Annotated in this window: 29 protein-coding genes; 18 read left to right on the forward strand and 11 right to left on the reverse strand. The window is 67.9% G+C overall.

The genetic code is table 11. The features are described from left to right. Positions 1-945 carry a LysR family transcriptional regulator gene (locus AC07OX_RS08715; protein ID WP_495260617.1) on the reverse strand — a complete coding sequence of 315 codons (945 nt, stop codon included), beginning with the start codon at positions 943-945 and terminating at the stop codon, positions 1-3. A gap of 128 nt (positions 946-1,073) precedes the next feature. On the opposite strand from AC07OX_RS08715, the gene AC07OX_RS08720 reads away from it, so the two are divergent. Beyond that, positions 1,074-2,627, forward strand: a complete 1,554-nt coding sequence (locus tag AC07OX_RS08720) for a M20/M25/M40 family metallo-hydrolase (RefSeq protein WP_495260616.1) — start codon at positions 1,074-1,076, stop codon at positions 2,625-2,627. Positions 2,628-2,640: 13 nt separating this feature from the next. Here AC07OX_RS08720 and AC07OX_RS08725 read toward each other — a convergent pair whose 3' ends face one another. Continuing rightward, positions 2,641-3,492 (reverse strand): symmetrical bis(5'-nucleosyl)-tetraphosphatase, encoded by an 852-nt coding sequence (locus tag AC07OX_RS08725; protein ID WP_495260615.1) that lies wholly within the window; start codon positions 3,490-3,492, stop codon positions 2,641-2,643. Between the two features lie 23 nt (positions 3,493-3,515). On the opposite strand from AC07OX_RS08725, the gene AC07OX_RS08730 reads away from it, so the two are divergent. The 6 genes from AC07OX_RS08730 to AC07OX_RS08755 all read left to right on the forward strand — a co-directional run bounded on the left by AC07OX_RS08730 (position 3,516) and on the right by AC07OX_RS08755 (position 9,293). Then, positions 3,516-4,826, forward strand: a complete 1,311-nt coding sequence (locus AC07OX_RS08730; RefSeq protein ID WP_495260614.1) for a hemolysin family protein — start codon at positions 3,516-3,518, stop codon at positions 4,824-4,826. 16 nt (positions 4,827-4,842) lie between these two features. Further along, the gene (locus AC07OX_RS08735; protein ID WP_495260613.1) at positions 4,843-5,784 is read left to right on the forward strand and encodes a protein kinase family protein; all 942 of its coding nucleotides are present in this window, start codon (positions 4,843-4,845) and stop codon (positions 5,782-5,784) included. A 40-nt stretch (positions 5,785-5,824) separates the two neighbouring features. Then, the gene (locus tag AC07OX_RS08740) at positions 5,825-6,796 is read left to right on the forward strand and encodes a VWA domain-containing protein (RefSeq protein ID WP_495260612.1); all 972 of its coding nucleotides are present in this window, start codon (positions 5,825-5,827) and stop codon (positions 6,794-6,796) included. Between the two features lie 10 nt (positions 6,797-6,806). Beyond that, positions 6,807-8,135 carry an adenylosuccinate synthetase gene (locus AC07OX_RS08745; protein WP_495260611.1) on the forward strand — a complete coding sequence of 443 codons (1,329 nt, stop codon included), beginning with the start codon at positions 6,807-6,809 and terminating at the stop codon, positions 8,133-8,135. 18 nt (positions 8,136-8,153) lie between these two features. Next, a complete protein-coding gene (locus tag AC07OX_RS08750) occupies positions 8,154-8,579 on the forward strand; it encodes a hypothetical protein (protein ID WP_095946794.1) in 426 nt (141 codons plus the stop codon). A gap of 78 nt (positions 8,580-8,657) precedes the next feature. Next, entirely contained in the window at positions 8,658-9,293 is a 636-nt protein-coding gene (locus AC07OX_RS08755) for an FABP family protein (protein ID WP_495260610.1), read from the forward strand. A gap of 6 nt (positions 9,294-9,299) precedes the next feature. On the opposite strand, the gene AC07OX_RS08760 is transcribed toward AC07OX_RS08755, so the two are convergent. Continuing rightward, positions 9,300-9,653 (reverse strand): hypothetical protein, encoded by a 354-nt coding sequence (locus AC07OX_RS08760; protein WP_492694499.1) that lies wholly within the window; start codon positions 9,651-9,653, stop codon positions 9,300-9,302. A gap of 99 nt (positions 9,654-9,752) precedes the next feature. Here AC07OX_RS08760 and AC07OX_RS08765 point away from each other — a divergent pair, with 99 nt between their 5' ends. Together AC07OX_RS08765 and AC07OX_RS08770 are read left to right on the forward strand one after the other, a co-directional pair. Further along, on the forward strand, positions 9,753-10,238 hold the full coding sequence (locus AC07OX_RS08765) for a DUF2165 family protein (protein WP_495260609.1): 486 nt from the start codon (positions 9,753-9,755) through the stop codon (positions 10,236-10,238). Positions 10,239-10,314: 76 nt separating this feature from the next. Beyond that, positions 10,315-10,659, forward strand: a complete 345-nt coding sequence (locus AC07OX_RS08770; RefSeq protein WP_495260608.1) for a hypothetical protein — start codon at positions 10,315-10,317, stop codon at positions 10,657-10,659. Here the strand turns inward: AC07OX_RS08770 and AC07OX_RS08775 are convergent, their stop codons facing one another. Continuing rightward, positions 10,660-11,124 (reverse strand): GNAT family N-acetyltransferase, encoded by a 465-nt coding sequence (locus AC07OX_RS08775; RefSeq protein WP_495260607.1) that lies wholly within the window; start codon positions 11,122-11,124, stop codon positions 10,660-10,662. Positions 11,125-11,128: 4 nt separating this feature from the next. Next, positions 11,129-12,127, reverse strand: a complete 999-nt coding sequence (locus tag AC07OX_RS08780; RefSeq protein ID WP_495260606.1) for a LysR family transcriptional regulator — start codon at positions 12,125-12,127, stop codon at positions 11,129-11,131. Between the two features lie 354 nt (positions 12,128-12,481). Between AC07OX_RS08780 and AC07OX_RS08785 the strand changes: the two genes are divergently transcribed. Beyond that, a complete protein-coding gene (locus AC07OX_RS08785) occupies positions 12,482-12,754 on the forward strand; it encodes a hypothetical protein (protein WP_493194179.1) in 273 nt (90 codons plus the stop codon). Between the two features lie 4 nt (positions 12,755-12,758). On the opposite strand, the gene AC07OX_RS08790 is transcribed toward AC07OX_RS08785, so the two are convergent. Then, the gene (locus AC07OX_RS08790) at positions 12,759-13,046 is read right to left on the reverse strand and encodes a helix-turn-helix domain-containing protein (protein ID WP_495260605.1); all 288 of its coding nucleotides are present in this window, start codon (positions 13,044-13,046) and stop codon (positions 12,759-12,761) included. Positions 13,047-13,246: 200 nt separating this feature from the next. On the opposite strand from AC07OX_RS08790, the gene AC07OX_RS08795 reads away from it, so the two are divergent. The 8 genes from AC07OX_RS08795 to AC07OX_RS08830 all read left to right on the forward strand — a co-directional run bounded on the left by AC07OX_RS08795 (position 13,247) and on the right by AC07OX_RS08830 (position 18,797). Continuing rightward, positions 13,247-13,525, forward strand: a complete 279-nt coding sequence (locus AC07OX_RS08795) for a hypothetical protein (protein ID WP_495260604.1) — start codon at positions 13,247-13,249, stop codon at positions 13,523-13,525. Positions 13,526-13,665: 140 nt separating this feature from the next. After that, positions 13,666-14,460 (forward strand): ornithine carbamoyltransferase, encoded by a 795-nt coding sequence (locus AC07OX_RS08800; protein WP_495260603.1) that lies wholly within the window; start codon positions 13,666-13,668, stop codon positions 14,458-14,460. 61 nt (positions 14,461-14,521) lie between these two features. Beyond that, on the forward strand, positions 14,522-14,896 hold the full coding sequence (locus AC07OX_RS08805) for a tetratricopeptide repeat protein (protein ID WP_495260602.1): 375 nt from the start codon (positions 14,522-14,524) through the stop codon (positions 14,894-14,896). A 31-nt stretch (positions 14,897-14,927) separates the two neighbouring features. Next, positions 14,928-15,506: a dihydrofolate reductase family protein gene (locus AC07OX_RS08810; protein ID WP_495260601.1), complete on the forward strand. Its 579-nt coding sequence runs from the start codon at positions 14,928-14,930 to the stop codon at positions 15,504-15,506. 69 nt (positions 15,507-15,575) lie between these two features. Beyond that, positions 15,576-16,112 carry an HD domain-containing protein gene (locus AC07OX_RS08815; RefSeq protein WP_495260600.1) on the forward strand — a complete coding sequence of 179 codons (537 nt, stop codon included), beginning with the start codon at positions 15,576-15,578 and terminating at the stop codon, positions 16,110-16,112. Positions 16,113-16,169: 57 nt separating this feature from the next. Further along, complete coding sequence (locus tag AC07OX_RS08820) at positions 16,170-17,330, forward strand: ABC transporter substrate-binding protein (RefSeq protein ID WP_495260599.1); 1,161 nt, start codon at positions 16,170-16,172, stop codon at positions 17,328-17,330. 111 nt (positions 17,331-17,441) lie between these two features. Beyond that, the gene (locus AC07OX_RS08825; RefSeq protein ID WP_159274541.1) at positions 17,442-18,335 is read left to right on the forward strand and encodes a DMT family transporter; all 894 of its coding nucleotides are present in this window, start codon (positions 17,442-17,444) and stop codon (positions 18,333-18,335) included. 42 nt (positions 18,336-18,377) lie between these two features. Next, positions 18,378-18,797 carry a hypothetical protein gene (locus AC07OX_RS08830; protein ID WP_495260598.1) on the forward strand — a complete coding sequence of 140 codons (420 nt, stop codon included), beginning with the start codon at positions 18,378-18,380 and terminating at the stop codon, positions 18,795-18,797. Positions 18,798-19,175: 378 nt separating this feature from the next. Here AC07OX_RS08830 and AC07OX_RS08835 read toward each other — a convergent pair whose 3' ends face one another. From AC07OX_RS08835 to AC07OX_RS08855, 5 genes are all read right to left on the reverse strand, one after another. Continuing rightward, the gene (locus tag AC07OX_RS08835; RefSeq protein WP_495260597.1) at positions 19,176-19,664 is read right to left on the reverse strand and encodes a GFA family protein; all 489 of its coding nucleotides are present in this window, start codon (positions 19,662-19,664) and stop codon (positions 19,176-19,178) included. Positions 19,665-19,738: 74 nt separating this feature from the next. Then, a complete protein-coding gene (locus tag AC07OX_RS08840) occupies positions 19,739-20,689 on the reverse strand; it encodes a hypothetical protein (RefSeq protein ID WP_495260596.1) in 951 nt (316 codons plus the stop codon). Between the two features lie 180 nt (positions 20,690-20,869). Further along, entirely contained in the window at positions 20,870-21,841 is a 972-nt protein-coding gene (locus AC07OX_RS08845; RefSeq protein ID WP_495260595.1) for a Bug family tripartite tricarboxylate transporter substrate binding protein, read from the reverse strand. 47 nt (positions 21,842-21,888) lie between these two features. Then, positions 21,889-22,839 carry a PDR/VanB family oxidoreductase gene (locus tag AC07OX_RS08850; protein ID WP_495260594.1) on the reverse strand — a complete coding sequence of 317 codons (951 nt, stop codon included), beginning with the start codon at positions 22,837-22,839 and terminating at the stop codon, positions 21,889-21,891. Positions 22,840-22,842: 3 nt separating this feature from the next. After that, positions 22,843-23,919 carry an aromatic ring-hydroxylating dioxygenase subunit alpha gene (locus AC07OX_RS08855; RefSeq protein ID WP_495260593.1) on the reverse strand — a complete coding sequence of 359 codons (1,077 nt, stop codon included), beginning with the start codon at positions 23,917-23,919 and terminating at the stop codon, positions 22,843-22,845. Positions 23,920-23,962 lie beyond the last annotated feature (43 nt).

The raw sequence follows: 23,962 nt of genomic DNA on the forward strand, positions 1-23,962 counted from the left end.
TCAGGCGGCCTTGCGCGTGCGTGGCCTGGGCGTGCCGCCGGGCGCCGGCAGCTGTTCGCGCAGGTAGGCCAGGAAGGTGCGCACCACCTCCGGCAGCGTGCGATCGGCCAGCGTCTGCAACTCGACCGAACGCCCACGCATGCCGGGCTCGCGGATCTCGGCCGCCACCAGCTCGCCGCGCTGCACGCGGTCGCGCACCGTGATCTCTCCCGTGATGCCCAGGCCGCCGCCCTGCAGCACGAAATTGGCGATGGCCTCGAAACGGTTGCTCACCAGCACGGGTTCGAACACGAGGCCGCGGTTGCTGCAGGCCACGTCGAACAGCTGGCGCACCGTGTTCTCGGGGCTGCTGAGTGCGATGGGAAACGGATGCATCTGCGCCAGCGTCACGCTGCGCGAGGTGGCCAGCGCATGGTCGGGCCGCATCACCACGAACACCGACGCCGGCTGGCGGTGCTCGACCCGGATGCCGCGCACCGCCGCGCGGCTGTAGGTCAGGCCGATGTCCGCCTCGCCGAGCAGCACGGCATCGCTCACCTGCGTCGGCCCGGTGGCATCGAGCCGGAAGCGCACGCCCGGGTACTGTTCGCGGAACGCAGCGATGGTGCGCGGCAGGAACTCGTTGGCGAAGCCCGAGGAACAGGCGATGCGCACCCGCCCGCTCAGCGGCCCCTGCAGCGCCTGGATGTCCGACAGCACGCGCTCGGCCTCCAGCGCGCCGCGCAGCGCGTGCGCCGCCAGCAGCTCGCCCGCGGCGCTGGGCACCATGCCGCGCGGACGGCGCTCGAACAGCGGTGCGCCCACCAGCGTTTCGAGCGCGGCCACCTGGCGGCTGATGGCCGAGATGCTGACGTTCAGCCGCGCGGCGGCCTCGGTGAGCGAGCCCGTGCGGGCCACTTCGAGGAAGTAGCGCAGCGAGGTTTCCTGCAGGCGGCGGCTGGGCATGGGGTGAGGTGAGGTTTGCAAGGAATGCAAAGGTAGCTCAAGAAAATAGCAATTGTTGAAAAGCTGCCCGCTTTTTATGCTGCGCAGACACCCCGTTCCTCGTTCTGCTCCCTTCTGCGCTGCCATCCATGCCCACTCGTTCCCCCCGCTTTCCCCGCCGCCTGATGGCACTGGTGCCCACGGCCTTCCTGCTCATGGGCCACGGCCTCGCGCAGTCGGCCGAACTCTCGCCGGCCCTGGCCGAGCGCCATGCGCAGGGCACCTACCGCGAGTACTTCGAGCTGCTGGCCCTGCCCAACGACGCCACCGTGCCGGAAGACATCCGCAAGAACGTCGACTGGCTGGAGCAGGCCTTCCGCAAGCGCGGCTTCACGACGAAGCAGCTGCCCAACAACGGCAAGCCGATGCTCTACGCCGAGTTCCCGGGCGGCGACCCGGCGCGCAAGACGGTGCTCTTCTACATGCACCTCGATGGGCAGCCGGTGATCCCCGCGCAGTGGGCGCAAAAGAGCCCGTGGACGCCTGTGCTCAAGCGCAAGACGGACAAGGGCGAGTGGGAAGAGATCGACGCGGCCCCGCTCTTCAGCGGCCCGCTGGACCCCGAGTGGCGCGTGTTCGGCCGGGCCTCGGCGGACGACAAGGGCCCGATCATGATGCTGCTGGCGGCCATCGACGCGCTGAAGGCCGGCGGCGGCCAGCCGGCGGTCAACGTGAAGGTGATCCTCGACAGCGAGGAGGAAAAAGGCTCGCCGTCGATCAGCCAGGTCATGCAGGCGCACCGCGAGCTGCTGCGCAGCGACGCCATCGTGATCCACGACGGCCCCATGCACGCCACCAACCGGCCCACGCTGGTGTTCGGCAACCGCGGCGCGGCCGATGCACGGCTCACCGTGTACGGCGCCAAGGTGCCGCTGCACAGCGGGCACTACGGCAACTACGCGCCCAACCCGGCCCAGCGCCTGGCCAGCCTGCTGGCCACGATGAAGGACGACACCGGCCGCGTGACCGTGCCGGGCTACTACGACCGCGTGAAGATCGGCGAGGCCGAGCGCAAGATCATGGCCGCCGTGCCCGACGACGAGGCCGCGCTCAAGCGCCGCCTGGGCATCGCCCGCACCGACCGGGTCGGCGCCAACTACCAGGAGGCGATGCAGTACCCCTCGCTGAACGTGCGCGGCATGGCCTCGGCGGCCGTGGGCGACAAGGTGGCGAACATCGTCCCCGACAAGGCCGAGGCCGAGATGGACCTGCGCACCACGCCCGACTCCGATGCGCCGTACCTCGGCAAGCTGATCGAGGCGCACATCGTCAAGCAGGGCTACCACCTCGTGAAGGGCGCGCCGACCGACGAAGAGCGCGCCCGCTACGACAAGCTCGCGAGCTTCAGCTACCGCAGCGAGGGCGCCGATGCGGCAGGCTCGCCGATCAACTCACCGATCGGCCAGTGGGCCTACAAGGCCCTGACCGACACCTTCGGCACCACGCCCGAGCCGGTGCGCATCCGCATGATGGGCGGCACCGTGCCGACGGCGGAAATCGTGCGCGTGCTGCAGGTGCCGTTTGCGATCATTCCGCTGGTGAACGCCGACAACAACCAGCACGCGGCGAACGAGAACCTGCGCATGGGCAACTACGTGACCGGCGTGCAGACGGTCTACGCGTTGATGACGCACGGGTTCTGAACCCGGACGCTCGTCAGGCCCCCTTGCCGGGCTTCTGCGCCTGTTCGCATTCCACCTGGACCAGCTCGCGCTGGTCCAGCGTCGCGCCGAAGCGCACCGCACTGAGGCAGCCGCCCCACACGCAGCCCGTGTCGGTCGACAGCAGGTCGGGCCGCGAGAGCCAGCCCAGCGTCGACCAGTGGCCGAAGGCGACCGTGGCCGCGGCGGTCTTGCGGCCCGGCACGTCGAACCACGGCAGGAAGCCCTCGGGGCCGGGAATGGCGCCGTCCTTGCTCTCGAACTCCATCACGCCTTCGGGCGTGCAATAGCGCAGGCGCGTGAGCGCGTTGACGATCACGCGCAGCCGTGCGTGGCCCGTGAGCGCGTCGTCCCAGTGGTCGGGTGTGTTGCCGTACATCTCGTGCAGGAAGTCGCCCAGCGCGGGTCCGCGCAGCACCGACTCGACCTCCGACGCCAGTGCCAGCGTGTCGCCCACCGTCCACTGCGGCAGAACGCCGGCATGCACCATCAGCAGGTCGCCGCCGCCGATCTGCATGTGCAGCGCCATGTGCTGCTGGCGCAGCCAGTCGAGCATCGCCGCGCTGTCGGGTGCGGCCAGCAGGCCGGCCACCGTGTCCTTGCGGCCGCCCTTGCGCACGCCGTGCGCCACGCCCAGCAGGTGCAGGTCGTGGTTGCCCAGCAGGCTACGCGCCGAGGCGCCGTAGCCCTGCAGGCGGCGCAGCACCGCGGCCGAATCGGGGCCCCGGTTGACCAGGTCGCCGAGCACCACGAGCGTGTCGCGGCTGGGAGAGAAATCGATCTTGTCGAGCAGCCGGCCCAGGGGGGCATCGCAGCCCTGGACGTCGCCGATACAGTAAAGTGACATTCCCTCATTCTCTCCCCCCGTTCATGGATGTCTTCCTGCTGGCCTTGCTGACCACCCTCAATGCGGTGTTCGCAATGTCCGAAATGGCCCTTTCCACCAGCCGCCGCGCACGCCTCGCGGCCTTGGCCGAAACGGGGGACACCGGGGCGGAGGCTGCGCTGAAGCTGATGGAATCGCCCACGCAATTCCTCTCGACCGTGCAGATCGGCATCACCTCGATCGGCATGCTCAGCGGCATCGTGGGCGAGGCCGCCTTCGCGGCGCCGCTCGCCGTGTGGATGGAAGGCCTGGGCATGGGCGCCGGCACCTCCAGCATCGTGTCGACCGCGGTGGTGGTGACCTGCATCACCTTCTTCACCATCATCTTCGGCGAGCTGGTGCCCAAGCGCATCGGCCAGCTGTACCCCGAGCCGGTGGCGCGCTTCGTGTCGCGCCCCATGCGCGGGCTGGCCAAGGCGGCCAAGCCCTTCGTGTGGCTGCTGGCCGGCGCCACCGCCACCACGCTGAAGCTGCTGCGCATCGACGCCAACGCCGCGCGCTCGGTGACCGAAGAAGAAATCTCGGCCAGCCTCGAAGAAGGCGTGGACGCCGGCGTGATCGAGCAGCACGAACACCAGATGGTGCGCAACGTGTTCCACCTGGACGACCGCCGCCTGTCGTCGCTCATGATCCCGCGCGCCGACATTGAATGGCTCGACGCCTCCAACACCGTGGCGCAGGCGCTGCAGAAGGTGGCGGACGCCGCGGCGCTCAATCTCGTGCATTCGTGGTACCCCGTGTGCCGCAACTCGCTGGACGACGTGGTCGGCGTGATCAGCGTGGCGCACCTGCTGCGCCTGGGCTCCACCCACAAGGGCGTGCTCGGCCAGGAGGCCACGCCCGCCGTGTTCGTGCCCGAGACGCTCACCGGCATGGAGCTGCTCGAGCAGTTCCGCACGCGCGCCGGCCGGCTGGTGTTCGTGGTCGACGAGTACGGCGTGGTGCAGGGCCTCATGACCCCGCGCGACCTGCTCGAGGCCATCACCGGCGAGCTGCAGCCCGGCATGCAGGCCGACGCCTGGGCCCACCAGCGCGCCGACGGCATGTGGGAGCTCGACGGCCTCATGCCCGTGTCGGAGCTGCGCGCGCGCCTGGGCATCCGCGAGCTGCCCGACGAAGAGCGTGGGCGCTACAACACCGTGGCGGGCCTGCTCATGTCCGTGTCGGGCCACCTGCCCGCCGTGGGCGAGCACATCGACTGCGCGGGCTGGTGCTTCGAGGTCGTGGCGCTCGAAGGGCGCCGCATCGACCGTGTGCTGGCGTCGCCCGACCCGGCCACGCCGCAAGAAGACTGAAGAGGAGGGCGCGGCCATGCTGTCGCTGCTTGCACTGAGTTGCCCCCAATGCTCGGCCCCGCTGCCGCGTGCGGCGCGCTGGCGCACCGTCAACTGCGGCTACTGCGGCGCCACCATCACGCGCGGCACCGAGACCGTCGAGCGCGAGAGCTTTCGCGCCGCCTGGCGCCGCGCCAACGCGGCGCAGCTGTCGGACACCGGTCGGCTGCTGCAATGGCGCGGCGCGCACTACCGCGTGCTCGCGCCGCTGGGCCAGGGCGAGCACAGCGAGGTGCTGCTGGCCGAACGGCTGGGCGCCGTGCCCGAGCGCGTGACGATCAAGCTCGCGCGCGACGCGGCGGGCGACGCCGTGCTGGCGCGCGAGGCCGCCGTGCTGCAGGCGCTGCAAGCCCTGTCGGTGCCCGGCGCGGCCTACTTCACGCGGCGGCTGCCGCAGCCGCTGGGCCTGGGCGTGGCGCAAGGCCTGGGCGACGGCGAACGGCAGGCGCTCGTGCTGCGCCACCCGACCGGTTTCTGGGGCAGCCTGCAGGAGGTGCAGCAGGCCAATCCGCAAGGCATCGATGCGCGCCATGCCGTCTGGCTCTGGCGGCGCATGCTCGAGGTGCTGGCCTTCGTGCACGGCGTCGGCTGGACGCACCGCGCGCTTGCGCCCGCGCACGCGCTCGTGCATCCGCGCGACCACGGCGTGCTGCTCATCGGCTGGTCGCAGGCCAGGCAGGACGTGTCGGGCGGCGCCATCGGGCGCGACCTGATGGCGTCGGCGCGCAGCGTGCGCGCGCTGCTGGCCGACAGCGCTACCTCCGCGCCGCTGGCCGCCTTGCTGCGCGAGTGCAGCGACGACGCCGTGGCCTGCGAGCGGCTGGGCGCGCAGGGCATCGAGCAGGCGCTGTCGGTCGCCTCGCGCGAGGCTTTCGGGCCGCCGCGCTTCGTTCACTTCGACCCCGCACCGGCCGGCTAGCCGCCAGCCTTTCACTTTTTCCTCACGAAGGAGCACGTCCATGGGTTACGGAAACTATTCGCACGCCGCCCACGCGGCCATCGTGGCCGACCGCGCTGCCAAGTCCGGCAGCGAAGTCTTCACGCAGACCGCCACGCATGTGCTCATGAACCCGCAGGGGCTCAAGGTGCGCGAGTCGCGCGACAACGCAGACCATCTGAACTCGCTGGGCATCGCCTTCGCGCTCGACGTCACCGGCTCGATGGGCGACATCCCGCAGACCCTCGCACGCCGCGAGCTGCCCACCTTCATGAAGCTGCTGACGGACTGCGGCGTGGCCGACCCCCAGCTCATGTTCATGGCCATCGGCGACGCCACCTCCGACCAGGCGCCGCTGCAGGTGGGCCAGTTCGAATCGACCGCCAACCTCATGGACCAGTGGCTCACCTGGAGCTACCTCGAAGGCGGCGGCGGGGGCAGCGGCGAAGAAAGCTACGAGCTGGCCTTCTACGTCATGGCGCAGCACACCGACATGGACTGCTGGGTCAAGCGCAAGAAGCGCGGCTACCTGTTCGTCACGGGCGACGAACTGCCGTACCCGGCCGTGTCGCGCCACCAGGTCGAAGGCCTCATCGGCGAGAAGCTCGACGAGGACATTCCCATCGAAGAAGTCATCGCCGCCGCGGCCGAGACCACGCACCTGTTCTTTTTGATCCCCGACGCGCAACGCCGCCGCCGCTGCGAGCCGCGCTGGCGCGAGCTGCTCGGCGATCACGTGATCTGCATGGACTCGCCCGACGACGCCTGCGCCGTGGCGGCCGGCATCGTCGCGCTCACCGAGAAGGCCGTGCCCAGCCTCGACGCGCTGGCCGGCGTGATGGCCGCCACCGGCATGGCCAAGGAGCGCGTGGGCGGCGTGCTGCACGCACTCGACGGCTACGCCGCGCTGCTCGATCCGACCGCACCGCGCCGCGCCACGCCGGCCGCCGGCCACGGGGCGCGCAGCTCGTGGTGGAAGCGACTCTTCGGCTGACGGCCTGCCGTTGACTTCCACGCGCTACGTTTCGCTGCTCGGCCTCGGCTTCGGCGACTGCGGCAAGGGCCGCTTCACCGACTTCCTGTGCGGCGCCTGGAGCGCGCACAGCGTGGTGCGCTTCAACGGCGGCGCGCAGGCCGGCCACAACGTGGTGCTGGCTGACGGCCGCCACCACACCTTCTCGCAGTTCGGCTCGGGCAGCTTCCATGCCGGCGTGGCGACGGTGCTCGCCAGCCCGGTGGTGGTGCACCCGACGGCGTTGCGCGTCGAGGCCGAGGTGCTTCAGCGCGCGGGCGTGCCCGACGCCTTCGCGCGCCTGTTCGTCGATGCGCGCTGCCGCGTGACCACGCCGTTCCACCAGGCCGCCGGCCGTTTGCGCGAGTGGGCGCGGGGCGCGGCCGCACATGGCAGCTGCGGCGTCGGGGTGGGCGAGACCGTGCGGCAGGCGCTCGCTGCACCTGAAACGACGCTGCACTACGGCGACCTTACGCACCCCGCGCGCACGCTCGACAAGCTCGAGGCCTTGCGCCTCGCGCTGCACCGCGAGTTCGCGAACGCGCTGCCTTCGTCGGCCGACGCCGCCCAAGAACTTTCCGTGCTCGCCGACGCCTCACTCGCACAACGCTGGCTCGACGCCGTGCAGCCCTGCCTGCGCCAGTCGCCGCCCGCGAGCGCCGACACCATCGGCGAACGGCTCGCGCGCGCCGGCACCGTGCTGTTCGAAGGCGCGCAGGGCGTGCTGCTCGACGAGTGGCGCGGCTTTCATCCGCACACGACCTGGAGCACCGTCTCCACCGCCGCCGTCGAGGCGGTGCTGCGCGACGCGGGCATCGCGTCGCCCGTGCAGCACCTGGGCGTGCTGCGCAGCCACCTCACGCGGCACGGCGCCGGTCCGCTGCCCACGCACGACCGCGCGCTCGATGCGCGGCTGGCCGAGCCGCACAACGCCGACGACGGCTGGCAGGGCGCGTTCCGCCGTGGCCACCCCGACGCGGTGCTGCTGCGCTACGCGCTCGCCGCCGCCGGGCCGCTCGACGGGCTGCTCGCCAGCCACCTCGATGCCGTCGCGCATGCGGACCTGCGCTGGTGCACCGGCTACCGCAGCGCCGACGGCCACACGCTGTCGTCGCTGCCGCTCGGCGATGCGACCGACCTCGACCACCAGCACGCGCTCACCCGCCTGCTGGAAGGCGCCCAACCTTTGTACGAATCGCAACCCGTCGCCGACCCACCCGAGTGGGTGCGGCGCGTGGAAGCCCTCAGCGGCCTGCCCGTGCGCTTCGGCGCGTTCGGCCCGGTGCGCGAGGCCGTTCGCGCGCGCGACCTGCTGCTCTGATCTCATGAGAAAGCCTTCGTGACCCCCAACCTCTTCCTGATCGCCGGTGCCGTGCTGAGTGCCATTGCCGCGCTCTTGCACATCTGCGTCATCTTTGGCGGCCCGGCCTGGTACCGCTTCTTCGGCGCGGGCGAGCGGATGGCCGCGAGCGCCGAGGCCGGCCACCTGTACCCCGTGGCCGTCACGCTGGTCATCGCCGGCATGCTGGGCGTGTGGGCCGCCTACGCGCTGGCAGGTGCCGGCGTGTTGCAGCCGCTGCCGCTGCAGGCGCTGGTGCTGCCTGCCATCACCGCCGTGTACCTGCTGCGCGGCCTTGTCGCCGTCGCGATGTGGCTGTTCGACCGGCGCCGCCTCAGTGCTTTCTGGGTGTGGAGCTCGCTCGTGTGCTTCGTGTACGGCGTGGTGCACCTCGTCGGGCTCGTGCAGGTCTGGGACACCCTCTGATGACCTCACCGCCGCGGCACTCAAGCAGAATCCGAATCGAAGCATCCTCGTCCTGTTTTCCCTCCCACGATCGACACCATGACCACTCCCGAAGACATCTACACCGAACCCCCCGCCGACCCTGACACGCTTGCCAACCTGGGCCCGCTGCGGCCGCTGGCCGGCATCTGGGAGGGCACGAAGGGCGTCGACGTCAAGCCGAAGAAAGAGGGCCCGAAGACGCAGGTCTACGTCGAGCACTACGAGCTGCAGCCCATCGACGCGCAGACCAACGGCCCGCAGCTGCTGTACGGCCTGCGCTACCACACCTACATCCACAAGCCCGGCCTCACCAAGATGTACCACGACCAGGTCGGCTACTGGCTGTGGGAGCCGGCCACCAGCACCGTGTTTCTCACGCTGGCCATTCCGCGCGGACAGGTGGCCATGGCCAGCGGCCACGTGAAGCCCGGCGACACCGAGTTCACGCTCAGCGCCGAGCACGGCAGCCTGGTGAACGGCATCGTGTCGAACCCGTTCCTGGAGCGCGCCTTCACCACGCTGGCGTGGAACATCACGGTGAAGATCAACGCCGACGGCACCTGGTCGTACGACCAGGACACCGTGATGCAGATCCTGGGCCAGGCCGAGCCCTTTCATCACACCGACCGCAATACGCTCACGCGCGTCGGCGAGCCGGGGCTCAATCCACTGGCGAAGACGGCGGCGGCCTGAGGCCGTTCAGTCGGCGGGCGGCTTCGGCGTGCGCAGGCGCCGCAGCCGCACGGTGAGTTCCTTCACCAGCTGAAGCTCCCCGCGCCGCTGCGCCACCTCCAGCGCCTGCGCGAACGAGGCCTCGGCCTTCGCGGCATCGCCGAGCGCCAGCGCGAGCAGACCCTGCAGCCGCCACGCGGCCGTGAATTCGGGGTCGAAGGCGAGCGCCTTCTCCACATGCATCAGCGCCGTGGGCGCGTCGTCGCGCCGGTGGTGCGCCAGTGCGAGGCTCATGCGCAGCAGGGCGCCGTCGCGGCCGGCGGCCAGCAGGCGTTCGAGCGCTTCCGGTGAGGGGCCGGGTGGGGTGGTGGCGTTGTTCATGGCATTCGTTCGACCTTCCTTGAGGGACTTTGAGCGCCGGCCGGCGGGTACGTCAATATCAAAGAATAATCTTTGATATTTAAAAACGCAGGCGCTCCGATGAATCTCCCTACCTCCGTCTGGTTGTTCCAGTCCCTCCACGCGCTGGGCATGGCGCTGTGGCTGTCGATTGCCGTGCGCAACAACTGGCGCGGCTTTGCGGGCTCGGTGTTCGCGGTCGGCGGCACGATGTCGATGGCGCCGTTGCGCGTCGATCCCGCCATCGACACGCCCTTGCTCACGCGCGCCATCCGCTCGGTGGCGCTGCACCGCGCGGCGCTGTGCGTGGTGCTGGCGTTGCAGTTCGGCGCGGCGCTGGCGTTCTGGGCCGGCGGCGCGATGCTGGTGGTCGGCGGCGACCTGACGGCCGCGCGGCCGTGGCTCAACCTGGGGCTGGCCGGCTTTGCCGCATTCCTGTTCGCCATGCACCTGGGCGGCCTGTGGTTCGGCTACTGGATACGGCAAGAGGGCCTGCAGCTCACGCACCTCGTGCTGCTCCTGTGGGTGCTGGCGGCGTTCTTCCTGTTCAACCTGTCATGGCACTGATGCCGCCTTCGTCCTACGCGCGCGGTGAGGCCACGCCCACAGCCCGCGCGACGCGCTGCATCCACCATCGGTCCCCATGAACAGAGTGATTCTTGCGTTCCTGGGTGGGGTTGCCTGCGCTGCCGCCGTGGTGGCCATCGCGGAGCCCGTGAGAGTGCCCGTCGACAGCGACGACAAGGGCACGGCCTACATCGCGCCCAACGTCAACTCCACCGAAACCTCGGCCCGCACGAACGGCGCCACGGTCGGCGTGCAGCGCCCCGACGGCAGCGCCCTGGAGGCCGGCACCGACACCTCGGGCAAGCGTCCCACCTACTCGGTGGGTGCCAAGACCGGCGGCGACGTTTCCTTCTCGGGCGGCGCGCATTCGGACGGCAAGGCCAACACCGGCGTGAAGGCCGGCGTCACCATCAAATATTGATCAGACCATCGTCGCGTAGACGATGAAGCCCTCGTGCTTTGCCATCTTGTCGTAGAGCATCCGCCCCGCCGCATTGGTCGTGTGCGTCTGCCAGTACACCCGGTGTGCACCCGCGCGTCGCACCTGTTCGTACACGCCCTCGGTCAACTGCCGGCCCACGCCCTGGCCGCGTTCGGACGATTGCGTGAACAGATCCTGCAGGTAGCAGTTGGGCTCGATGCGCGTCGTGCTGCGGTGGAACAGGTAGTGCACCAGCCCCACCAGCTGCCCCTCGCGCTCGGCCACCAGCGCATGCACCGGCTCGTACGGATCGAAGAAGCGCTGCCACGTGACCTGCGTGATCGCCTCGGGCAGGGCCGTGGGGCCCTCGCGGCCGTAGAAGGCGTTGTAGCCGTCCCAGAGCGGTTTCCAGGCGGCGAAGTCGTCGGACGTGGGCGGGCGGATCAGGAGCGCGGGCGTGGTCATGGGGTCAGGAGGCCTTTCCGTTGGGAGCGAGCGTGTCGCGCGCCGCGATGGCGGCGGCAGCAGCGGTGTTGACGGGACAGGCCGGCAGCGCCACCGGCACCGCCGCGGGCATGGGTTCGGGCACCGGCCCCATCGATTTTTCGAGAAAGTCGAGCATCGCACGCATCGCCGCGCTGTTGTGGCGGCGCTGCGAGTACGCGGCATACAGCCAGTGCTCGTGCGGCATGTGGTCGCGCAGCACCGGCACCAGCGCGCCGCGCTCCAGGTGCGACTGCGCCAGCGGCTCGGGCACGTAGGCCACGCCCACGCCGCGCAGCGCCAGCTCGATCAGCGCCACCGCATCGTTGGCCTCCATGCGGCTGTGCACCGCCACGTCGTGCGGCTGGCCGTCGGTCTCGAACGGCAGGTGCGTGGTGGGCATCGGCGAATAGCTCAGCACGTCGTGCCGCGCCATGTCCTCGGGCACCTGCGGAATGCCGCGCTGCGCCCAGTAGGCGGGCGACGCGCACACCACCATGTCGAAGCGCACCAGCCGGCGCACGATCAGGTTCATGTCGTCGATGCGCCCGCCCGTCAGGTGGATGTCGATGCCTTCCTCGATCAGGTCGATGTCGTGGTTGGTGAAATTCAGGCTCACGTACACGTCGGGGTAGAGCTTGATGAACTCCGCGATCACGTCCGAAAGCCAGCCCGCGATGAGCCCGTGCGGCGCACTCATGCGCAGGCGCCCGCGCGGGTGCGAGCCGTGCGCCTGCAGGTCGTTGAGCGTGTTCTCGGCCATCGTCACCAGCTCGGTGCTGCGCTCCAGCAGCACCTCGCCCGCGTCGGTGAGGCTCAGGGAGCGGGTCGAGCGGTTGAGCAGGCGCACGCCGCTGCGCGCTTCCAGCTCGGCCACATAGCGGCTGACCGTGGCCTTGGACATGCCCAGCGAGAGGGCCGCGCGGGAGAAGCTGCGCCGAAACGCGACTTCGCGGAACGTTTTGATGAGATCGAGACCATCCATAGATCGGCGCATTGTTCCAGCATCGGGGGAGGGGGCACGGGTCGTAGGGGCATCCCGGTTTTGCGCTGCGAAGGGGGTGGGGGTGCGTGGCTATACTGCGGCCGTTGCGTCAAAAACAGGCGTGACCGGGATTGGCGTCCCGTGTAACTGCTGCGACGAAAGCCGCAGATTTCTCCGCAGAGACTCTGTGGCTTTGTCGTTCGTGCCTCCATTTTTTTGGCGGCTCGAGCAGGGAGCCGCGAGGCTCGCCGGTTTGCGCAAGCAGTTCCCGGTACGCCAACCTGTTCGAGCTGCCGCCCTCAATTGGCGTTGGGTGCGACGGTTGTTGCAAACCGAACTGCCTGGAGGCCACGCATGGCTCTCGCCCCTTCCGTCACAGCCGAATCGCTCGCCTTGCAGGCCTGCGATGACCTCGACAGCTTTCACATGGTGCGCCGCGCGTATGCGTGCATCGAGAAACTCATCGTGCCGCAACACGTGAACGACACCGACGATGTGTACCCGACGCGCACCGAGCTCGGCGCGCTCGTGCGGCTGGTCAACGAAGAACTGCAGCGGCGCATCGAAGCCGCCGAGGCCACGCTGCAGTCGCTGCGTGCTGCCGTGGGCGATGCCCAGCGGGGCTGACGGTTCAGGCGGGGCGCTCGCCGTTCTCCGCCGGCGGTCGCGGCTGTCGCTGCTGTAGCGTCGTCGAGATGCCGTAGAGCGCCAGCATGCCGAGCACGTGCCCGATGGCAACGCCCGGCTCCCCCGATTCGATCCGCGCGATCGTCTGGACATGAACGCCCAGGCGCGTGGCAGCAGCGGCCTGGCCCTCGCCAGCCGTTGTGCGCGCCAGCTTGGCGGCAGCACCGAACGCCTTGATCGCTGCGATCGCGTCGTCCCCAATGTCGGAAGAGATTCGTTTTCCTTTGGCCATGCTTTCATTGTCCCCGGTTGCTGATGCGAGTGGAACGCGCGCCTCTGTCTTCGTGGCGCTGAGGGGGTGTGCGGCTGAGGTGGGTAGGTACTATCGGGAACGAGTGAGCCTTGTCAGTTGCCCCAGTTTCTTGATTTGAGATGAACCCTCCACCAACTCACGTTCCCGGGAAGCCGTACCACTTCTTTTCCATCCCGCTGATGATTCAGCCCAACCTTTGGGATGAGAAGGTTCCACTGAAATTTCGCGGATTGCTGTTTGCTGTGCTCTATGCAATTCCCGTGCTGATCATGTCCATCGTGATCCCCCTCGTGGTGGTGTTCCCTGCCATGAGTTTCAGCTCGATCGGAGGACTCTTGGTTGCAGCGCCTTTTTGGATGCTTGCCGCGTACTTCATGTCGGCGCTCGCTGTCGGGGTACTTGTTGGTTTCTACAACTATTCAGAGTTCAAGAGATTTACGAAAGCGCCAGTCAATTGATTGAAGTCGGCTGTTGATGGTCAGGAGCCACCACCCTCCAAATCTTCACCTCTGGTCACCAGCTTGAGGTGGCACTCCACGGCCAGAAGCGGACGTTCAACCGCATCCTCCAATCTCTGATCTCCGACACATCCCCAGCCATGAACCTAGTCAGCCTGTCGTCACTTACCCCCGAGGATGTTCACACGATCTGGCGTCTGGCTGCATCACCCGGTGTGGGCATCCAAGGCACCGCCGCCTGGTCGTTCGAAGGAAATGGCATTCGCACGCGCACGACGTTCCTGAAGGCATTCCAGGAACTGGACCTGTCCGTCATCGAGCTGCCGAATCTTCTGAAGACAAGCGAACGCGTGTGTGATCTCGCAGGTTATCTGGACCCGTTCTATGACATCTACGTCGTCCGGGAATCGAACCACGAACGCCTCGCGGAGTTTGCTGCCTCGTCTCGCAGACCCGTAGTCAACGCGATGTCGAACACCGGCCATCCATGCGAAGTTCTTACCGACGCCTACTTCATCGAAACAACCATGGGCCCGATCCAGAAGGTGCGCATCTGCCTTTGGGGACCGCCGACAAACGTGTTTCGTTCGTGGCACGAGGTGGCCAGCGTGATGGGCTTTACGCTGGTTCATGTCTGCCATGAGAGCTTCCACGAAACCATCCCCAACGTAGCCTTTTCATCGTCTTCCCCAGAAGCAGCGGACGTGGTCATCACCGATGGCTGGCCTCGGGGCACGGAGCAGTTGAGCCGTCCGCTGTCCGTCGAAGATCTGGCTCGGATGGGCAACCCCATGCTGTTGCCGACGCCACCGTTCACTGTCGGTGGTGAACTTTCGGTGGACCCTCGTCGCTATCCGCACTTCGCCGGCTACGAGCAGAAGAAGCTCCTCTTGCCGGTGCAAAGAGCGGTGCTTCAACATCTGCTTGCAACCTGAATCGACCGGGGCCGGTCAGTCGAGTGCTGGACGGAATAGAGTCAAAAAAACTGAACAGCCTATGAGCGAGGACTTCATCTCCATCAGTCGATCGCTTGTCGACGACGCATGGAACAACCCCGAAAAATGGGAAGCGAACTTTGCCTCTGCGCAAGCGTTGCTCTCGAAGGCGCTCGTTGAATCCCCCGGCAATGTCCTTGCCCTGACGTGCTTGGGCGCCGTGCTTTCCGATCAAGGCAAGCACAAAGAGGCTGCATCCGCCCTGCAGCGTGCAGTCGAACTCGGCTCCACCGATCGGAACACGTTCTTCAACCTTGGCGTGGCAACGATGAACTTCGGCTCACGCGCGAAAGCCATGTCTGCATTCCGTGGGGCCGAAGGGCTCCAGGCTTCGCCGCTGTCGTGGCCGGCATACTTTGATGCGCAGGCTCATTGAGCGCCCTCCCACCCCAAGCAAGGAGACCCGCATGAGAACGCTGAAAATCATGGAGCACATCTCGCTGGATGGCGTGATCCAGACCTCGGGCGAAGACGGCTTTCCCTACGCGGACTGGACCACGCCCTACCGCAGCCCCGCCGGTCGAGATGAAGTGCTCGCCGCGCATGGCGAGCGCTTCGATCTGCTGCTCGGGCGTCGCACCTACGACATGTGGTCGGACTACTGGCCCAAGGCACCGAGCAGCGCGATGGCGGACGGCTTGAATGCGGCGACCAAGCATGTAGTGACCCACCGCCCCGAAAGCCTTTCGTGGGGCCCGTTCGAAAGCGTGGGGCCGGACGTCGTCGAGGGCGTTCGCCGCATCAAGTCGCAGGCGGGCCCGAACCTGATCCTCTGGGGCAGTTCCTCGCTGACATCGACGCTGCTGGAGCATGGCCTTGCCGATGAAGTGCTGCTGGTCGTCTATCCGGTGCTGCTGGGGGCTGGAAAGCGCTTTTTCGCGCAGGGAACGCCACCCCGCGCCTTCGAATTCGTCACCACGAAAGCAATGCCATCAGGCATCCTCCTCAGTGCCTACAAGGTCGCCGGTCCTTTGAAAGCCGGGTAGTCGAACAGTCCGACATCACAAACGAAATTCGGCGTCACGCCAGACCCATCTGCCCCGTCCAAACGCCTCATGAAAACCTCCAGCCTTTCCGCCGCCCGCGCCTATGCACTCAGCATGCACGGCGCGCAAATGTACGGGGCGCACCCGTACTCGCACCATCTGGATGCTGTTGCGCTGACCCTTCTGCCGTACGGTCAGGAGGCTCAGGTCATCGGGTATCTGCACGATGTGGTTGAAGACACCGACGCGACACTTGCTGAAGTGCGCCTGCGCTTCGGCGATCAGGTTGCTGCGTGCGTCGCACTCCTCACGGATGAACCTGGCGCGAACAGGAAGGAGCGCAAGTCGAAGACCTACGCGAAGCTGGCCAGAGTGACAGGGGCGGAGGAACTGGCGCTGGTCGTGAAAGTGGCTGACCGCCTCTCGAACGTTCGAGCCTGTGTGGCCGATGCCCATCGCGACCTGTGGAACGTCTATCGTGGTGAGCATGTAGTGTTCAAGGCCGCTGCATTTCGGGCAGGCCTCTGCGATGCGCTCTGGTCTGAACTCGACGAGCTGATGAGCGATGAGAAGCAGCCACGGAACGCGAGCAAGGCCGAAAGCTGACCAGGGTCGAACCCTGTTGCTTCTGACCACTTACCCCACTCATTCACAGAGAACACATTGATCCACCGCATCCGCACGGCCCTCGTGGCCTGCACCTTGGGCGCCGCGGCACTGGCCGTTTCCGCGCAGGTCAAAATCGGCTTCATCGGCACGCTCTCCGGCCCCGGGGCCGCGCTCGGGCAGGAGCAGTACGACGGCTTCATGCTGGCGGTCGAGCAGCGCCAAGGCATGCTCGGCGGCGTGCCCGTGACGGTCCTCAAGGAAGACGACCAGCACAACCCCGAGCGCGGGGCGCAGCTGGTGCAGAGCCTGATCGAGAAGGACAAGGTCAGCTTCGTCACCGGCGTGACCTTCTCCGACGTGATGATGGCCATGGCCAAGCCGATGGCCCGAGCGGGCATGCTGTTCGTCGGCTCGAACGCCGGCCCCGCGCCGATCGCCGGCAAGCAGTGCAACACCCGGTTCGTCTTCGCCTCGTACCAGGACGAGTACCAGGCCGGGATCGTCGGACGCTACGCCGTCGACAAGGGCTACTGGAAGACGCTGTTCATTGCGCCCGACAACGCGTCGGGCAAGGACCAGCTGCGCGGCTTCAAGCGCTACTACTCGGGTGAGGTGGTGAGCGAAATCAACGTCAAGCCCGACCAGACCGACTACGCGGCGGCGCTGGCGCAGATCCAGCGCGTGGCGCCCGATGCGGTGGTGGCGTTCCTGCCGGGCGACATGGGCGTGAACTTCATCCAGCAGATGAACCGATCGGGCCTGCTGAACAAGGTGCCCTTGCTGACGGTGGGCACGGTCGACGGCACGAGGCTGCCGCTGCTCAAGGATGCAGCGCTTGGTGTGGTGGCCGGCGCGGTCTGGGGCCCCGACCTGCCGAGCCCGACGAGCAGGGCTTTCGTTGCCGCCTTCGAAAAGAAGCACGGGCGCATTCCCTCGCAGTACGCGGCGCAAGGTTTCGATGCGGCGCTCCTGATCGACAGCGCGCTGAAGGAGACGAAGGGCTCCGTCGCCGATCGTGGTGCCTTGCGCAACGCACTCAACGAGGCCGACTTCTCGTCGGTGCGCAGCGGCTTCAAGTTTCTGCGCAACGGTTTCCCGGTGCAGGACGGGCACGTCTTCGTGGTCGCGAAGGACGCGCAGGGGCGCGTGTCGCTCAAGCGGGTCGCCACGCCGCTGGAGGCGAACCCGGATGGGTACTGGAACGAGTGCCGGTAGAAAAGGGCCGGCGGCTTCAGGCCAAGACCCCGACGTTCGCAGCGCCTATGCTCGGCGTTCAAGAACAAACCCCGTCCCTCCCGGCCACTGCCGCGAGACCACAGCCTGACCATGCACCCGACCGGAACCCTGCGCGGCATCGCCGCGATGCTGTTGGCCTGCGCCTTCTTCGCCTGCATGGACGCGCTGCTCAAGACCCTGGCCGGGCACTACCCGCCGGTGCAGGTGATGGCGCTGCGCGGTCTCACGGCGCTGCCCCTGGTGTGCCTGTACATCGCCTGGCGGCGCGAGGCGGCCGGTGTTTTCAACCGCCGGCTGCGCTGGCGCCTGCATCTGCTGCGCACCGCGCTGAACATGACGATGCTGGTGCTCTTCGTCCACGGCCTGAAGACCCTGGGCCTGGCCGAGGCCTACACGCTCACGTTCATCGCGCCGTTGCTGATGGTGCTCATCGCCGTGCCGATGCTGGGCGAATCGGTGCAGCCGCGGCACTGGATCGCCATCGGGCTGGGCTTCGTCGGCGTGGTGGTCGCGCTGCGGCCCGAGCAGGGGGCCTTCCTCTCGACGGGTGCGCTGGCGATCCTGGTGGCGGCCGTCTGCTATGCGCTGTCGAACATGCTGGGCCGGCTCATCAGCCGCACCGAGCCGAGCGCCGCGCTGGTCTTCTGGACCACGGCGGGCATGGCCGTCGGCGGCAGCCTGTTCGCGGCGCCGCAATGGGTGCCGCTGCAGGCCGGGCACGCGTGGGCGCTGGCGGGTCTGGCCCTCAGCGGCTTCCTGGGTCAGCTGGCTATCGCCGAGGCCTTCCGTCACGGCCAGGCCGCGGCCATCGCGCCCTTCGAATACAGCGCGCTCGCATGGGCGCTCGTGATGGACTGGGTGTTCTGGCAGGCCGCGCCCGATGCATGGACGCTGGGCGGCGGGGCGTTGATCGTTGCGAGCGGACTGTGGCTGGCGCGCAGCGAGGCGCCGAGGTCCGTACAGAAAAAGCAGAAGGCCGCCTGAGCCGCTAGAGTCGGCCAGAAGCAGCCACGTGCAAGACTTCCAATGCCTCGAACCACTTCCGAGATCGCTCACGACATCGCCAACTTCGAACCTCCGGAGGACGGCAGCTGGCGCCACCTGGACTCGCTTCTGGATGAACTCTGGCGGGCGGGCAATCCGGAGCAAGCCATACCCGAAATGCTGAGCGTCTTCGAGCGCTACCCCGAGGAAGACGGCTACGGGGTCATGTGGACCATCGTTCACGGATTGGAGAGCTTGCCGAACTACCAGCCTGAGCTTCTTCGCTCCCTCGCGCGGCAGCCCAGCGAACTCGGCATCACGATGATCGGGCGCATCCTGAATGCCGGCACGACGGAGATCGGCGGCGTTTCATTGCTGCAGACGCTGCACGATCTGGCGAACACGGCGGCCTCTTCGTACATCAGGGAAGAGGCGCTCCGTGTGGCGTCGCGACCGCGCTGAACGTCCGCCGCGAGGATTTCTTCCGAAGCGCTCATTCGCATCGTGCGCCGCGATGCTCCTAGGCTGCGCGGCTTAGCGATCCAAGCCCATGACCACAGACCCTCTTCCAATCACCCGCCCCGCCATCCTCTGCGTCGCATGCGCCGCTGCGGCGGGGTTCTTCTGGTGGGCGTTCCATGAGCGGTACTACAGGCACAGGGACTGCATCGAAGCATCCGCCTCCAGCTGCATCGCGCCCGACGGAGCGAATCTGATCGGCGGGGGCGCCGTCTGGTCCGTGGTCGCAGGCCTCTTCACGTGCGCCTCGGTCTACTACCTGGGGGTCGTGCTTCGCCGTCGGCGGGCGAATCGACGCTGATGGCCGGCTGAAGCGAAAGTTCAGGCCCCGCCGTCTTGCCGAGCCATGACAGGCGTCTCATGCCGCGAGGCCGGCTCCGGCTGGCCGTCGAGCGTGGCCCGCGCCCTGGCAAAGCAATCCACGTCGGCCGGCAAGGCCACGCCGCTTTGGGCGGAGCGGGTCCAGATGTGACTCGTGAGTTCAACGGCATTGGGGTCGTCATAGCACCCGCGCGAGATGGCGCGCACATCGGGCCAACGCTCGAAGGTCAGGCCCATCGTCGTGCCGCACGAGGGGCAGAAATGAACGAAGACCTGCTTGTGGCTGCCGTCCGATCGGTGCGCGTACTGCCGCAGTTCGCCTTCGTTGAACTGCACGGCGTCCATCGGAAAGAGCGACTCGGCGTAGAAGGACGTGCCGGTCATGCGCTGGCAGAACGTGCAATGGCACGCGAGCGTGCGCAGCGGCGGCTGGCTCGTGCTGAATCGGACCTTGCCGCAGAGGCAACCCCCTTCAAGTACAGCTGGCATACGGCACCCGGAAAAAAGAGGGGATTCTGCCCCCTCGACCGACGGCGTTCGATGCAGCTGCGCGAACCGCGCGCTCAGGCCAGCCCCAGCTCCTTGGCCTCGGCTTCGTAGTGGGGGTACGACGCCTTCATCGTTGCGCCGTTGAGGATCATCTCGGCCACGAGGGTGCGCGACGGCATCTCGTAGACCTGGGTGCGCACCCACACGGACTCGGTGCGCGCGCTCTCGCTCAGCGCAACGATCTCGCGCTCCAGTTCGTAGTCCTGGTCGACGAAGAGCGGGCCCTTGATCAGGCGAATCTCCTGCCCGGCGAACAGGCCCACGGCCGGCTTGCGGCCACTCAGCTGCGCCTCGGCGCTGGTGGAACCGAGCAGCACGCTGATCATCTCGGTCGGGATGATGGCCCGGCCCCACGGCGAGCGTTGGCCGCCTTCGGCCGTGTACCAGTCGCAGGGCTCGGTGATGACCTTGAGCTTGTCGGCGAGCGTGAAGGGGTAGTGGTCGCCCATGTGCTGGTCGAAGCCCATGCGGATCTTCTCGACGACCGCGCCGCGCTGGCCCACGCGCAGGTCGCGGTTGATGACCAGGCCCTGCGGCGGGCGCAGCTTGGCGATGCGCTGCGGCAGCTCGTGCGGGTGTTGAGCGGCATCGCCCACCGACGCAGTGCCGGTCAGCACCGGCGTGCCGTCGGCCTTCTCGGCGCGCAGGCGCACGAAGGTGGCACCGGGCGCGGGAAGGTCGACAAAGGCGCGCACCGACTCGCCCTCGACCACCATGTTCTGGTAGTGGGCGCTGATGCAGCCGGTTTCGAACCAGGCCTGTCCGAACACATGGAACAGCAGCGGGTCGAACTGGCTGAAGTGCGTCGGCCCTTCGATCGGCCCGGCGCGCAGGCCCAGGGTTTCGGCCGTCGCGTCGTCGTGGATCGACTTGTGGTCGTCGTAGGTCTGGTCGGCCAGCATCTGGCGCGGCTGGCGCAGCGGGCCGCACAGGCCCAGGGCGGTGGTGGTGAAAGGCGAGGTCATGGGGGAGGGCTCCGTGTAGCCAGCGGCGGGCGCCAGTCGAGTTCGCGATGATGGCAAAGTCTCCGCGCCGCGCCTGTCGCCTAGGGAACGCCTGATGCGGCCGGCCACGCAGTCACTGGCGGTCGGCGCACGGAAGATGCATCGGTCGTCCTTGCATGACGGTCCGGGTGGTCGCCTGCCTCATTGCGCCTCGACGCCCAGCTCGCGCATCCGCCTGGTGATCACGTTGAACTCCTCCTTGTACGACGCCGCGAACTGCTCGGGCGTGCTGTTCATCACCTCGAAGCCACGGTTTACGAACAGCTGGCTGACGTCGGGCGAGCCGACGATGGCGCGCACTTCGCGGGCCAGCTTGTCGACGATGGGCTGTGGCGTCCGGGCCGGCGCCAGCAGTCCGATCCAGACGTTGGTGTCGTAGAGCGGGTCCTTGAAGCCCAGCTCGTTCATGGTCGGAACCTGCGGGAGCGTGGTGGAGCGCTGTCGTCCCAGCACGGCCAGTGGCACGACCTTGCCCGTCGGCACATGCTGCATCGCGCTGGGCACCGACGACAGTCCGACGTCGATGGTGCCCGACAGCAGGTCGGTCACCACCGGCCCTTCGCCGCGTTGCGGCACATGCACCATGCCGGCACTCAGTCCGCGGTTGAGGCTCTCGCCGGCCAGGTGGCCCAGCCCGCCGACGCCCCAGGACCCGTAGCTCAGTTTCGCGCCGCCCTTGGCCACCTTGGCCTTCAGGTCTTCGATGCTCCTGATGCCGGTGCCGGGGTGCGTGGAAATCAGCGCCGGGCTGCGCACCACCTGCGTGACGCCGACGAAGTCCTTTTGCGGGTCGTAGGCCAGGGTCTTGAACAGCGCGGTGTTGTTGATCTGCGAATCGGTGATGGTCATCAGCAGCGTGTAGCCGTCGGGCTTGGCGCGGCCGACTTCGCCGGCGCCGATGGCGCCCGCCGCACCCGCCTTGTTGTCCACCACCACCGGCTGCCCCATCGATTTCGACAGGCGATCGCCCAGGGTGCGTGCCACGAAGTCGGTCGCACCGCCGGCGGCGTAGGGCACGACGAGGCGGATCGGCCGCGAGGGGTAGCTCTCCTGTGCGGCGATGGGCAGCGCCAGGGTGATCGCTGCGCATGCGGCAGTCATTTTCTTGAACATGGTTGTCTCCAGTGGTGGGGTTGGGTGGTCTGCTTGTTGTTGGGGCGTCAGAGATCGAGGACGAGCACGGCGCTGCGCGCGCGAGACACGCAGGGCAGGATGCAGGTGTGGCTGTCGCGCTCCTCGTCGCTGAGCACGAAGTCGCGGTGATCCGCCTCGCCCTCGAGCAGCGGCACCTCGCAGCTGCGGCACATGCCTTCGCGGCACGAGAAGGGAACGCTGACGTTGGCGCCTTCCAGGGCATCGAGCAGGCTCTGCCGCGGTGCGACCTCGATCCTCTGGCCGCTGCGATGCAGCACCACGGTGAAGGTGCCGGCCGGCGCTGCGGGCGTGGCGGGTTCCGGCGGTGCGAAGCGTTCGAAATGGGTGGCCGCCTTGTCGATGCCGACAACGCCTGCGGCTGCACCGACCGCGTTCATCAGCCCTTCGGGGCCGCAGCAGTAGAGGTGGGCGCCTGGGGCCGCACCGGCCAGCCAGCCCGCCAGGTCGGGTGGCGTGCCCGCCGCTTCCTGGTCCACGTGCAGCTGCACGCGGTCATGGTGGCGCGCCAATGTCCACGCATAGGCGGCACGGGCCCGCGTGCGCACGCAGTACAGCAGCTTCCAGGGCCTGGCGTTGGCCTCGCACCAGAGGATCATGCTCAGGATGGGCGTGATGCCGATGCCCCCGGCCACGAACACGTGCTCGGTGGCGGCCGGGTCGATGCCGAACAGGGCGCGCGGTGCGCCCACCTCGAGCACATCGCCCACGGCAAGGCGCTGGTGAACGAAGGCCGAGCCGCCGCGCGAGGCTGGCGCCAGGCCCACACCGAGCACGTAGCGGTGGCGCTCCAGCGGCGAGTTGGCCAGCGAGTACTGGCGGCGGATGTCGCCGGGCAGCAGCAGGTCCACATGGGCGCCCGAGGTGAAGGGCGGCAGCGCGGTGCCGTCCTGCGCACGCAACTCCAAGCCGAGCACATCCTGCGCCTCTTGCGTGAGGCGGGTGACGAGGAGCTTCATGGCTCAGGCCCGGGCGGGTTCGGGCGCTGCTGTGGCGGCAGGGCGGGCCGCGGCTTCCTCGAGCGCTTCTTCTTCCAGCCGGCGCGAGACCATCCAGCGGAACTGGTTCAGCGCGGCGTCGATGCCGAAGGCCATCATCTTGAAGTCGGGCGCCAGCGCCAGGCTCCTTTGCTGCGCGGTGATGATGTCGCGGTCTTCATCGAAGGCATCCACCACGGCCTGGTGGATCGAGTGCGTGACTTCGGGTTGGTCGATGGCGAAGTTGTGGGGATGCGCGAAGAAGTAGTGGGTGGAGTTTTCCGTCTCGGGCGTGATGGCCTGGCAGCCGCGAAATTCGATCGCGCCGTCGCGGTTGCCTTCGGCTGCGCCCTGGCCGGTGGGCGCCATGCCGGAGTCCATCAGCAGGATGGCCGGGATGGTGAAGTTGTAGATGTTCCATCGATCGACCCTGCTGCCCCAGTCCTTGACCGCCTGGGCGAAAGGCGGCGGCTCGGTGTCGAGGGCCCACCGGGTGATGCGCACGCCGTGGTCGATGCGTTCGACCTTGGGCTGGGCGGCGGCGTAGTCCGCACTGCCTCCCAGCGTGGTCGGGTGCACGAAGGGCAGGTGGGAAAAGTCCAGCAGGTTGTCGCAGATCAGCAGGTAGTTGACGTCGTAGTGGATGTAGCCGTCCAGGCTGCGCCAGTGCGGGTCGTCCAGCCAGGGCGTGTCGGGGATCAGCGCAGGGTCGGCCTTGTCGGGGGCGCCCATCCAGATCCAGACCCAGCGGTGGCGTTGCACCACCGGGAAGCTGCGCACCCTGGCCTGGATGGGAATGCGCTTCTGAGCCGGTGCCTCGATGCACTGGCCCGAGGCGTCGAACTTCAGGCCGTGGTACATGCAGCGCACGCAGTCGCCTTCTCGCCGTCCCACCGACAGGGGCGCGCCGCGGTGGCAGCAGCGGTCTTCCATGGCGACGATCTCGCCGTCGTCCTTGCGGTACATGAGAACGGGCACGCCGATGATGGTGCGGGCGAACAGGCCCTGCGGCGTGAGCTCGTTGTCCCAGGCAGCCACGTACCAGGTGTTTTTGATGAACATGGGGCGTCTCCTTTGTTGTCCGCCGCGTTCGGGTCACGGCATG

This window comes from Variovorax sp. GW821-FHT09D07 (assembly GCF_059416345.1).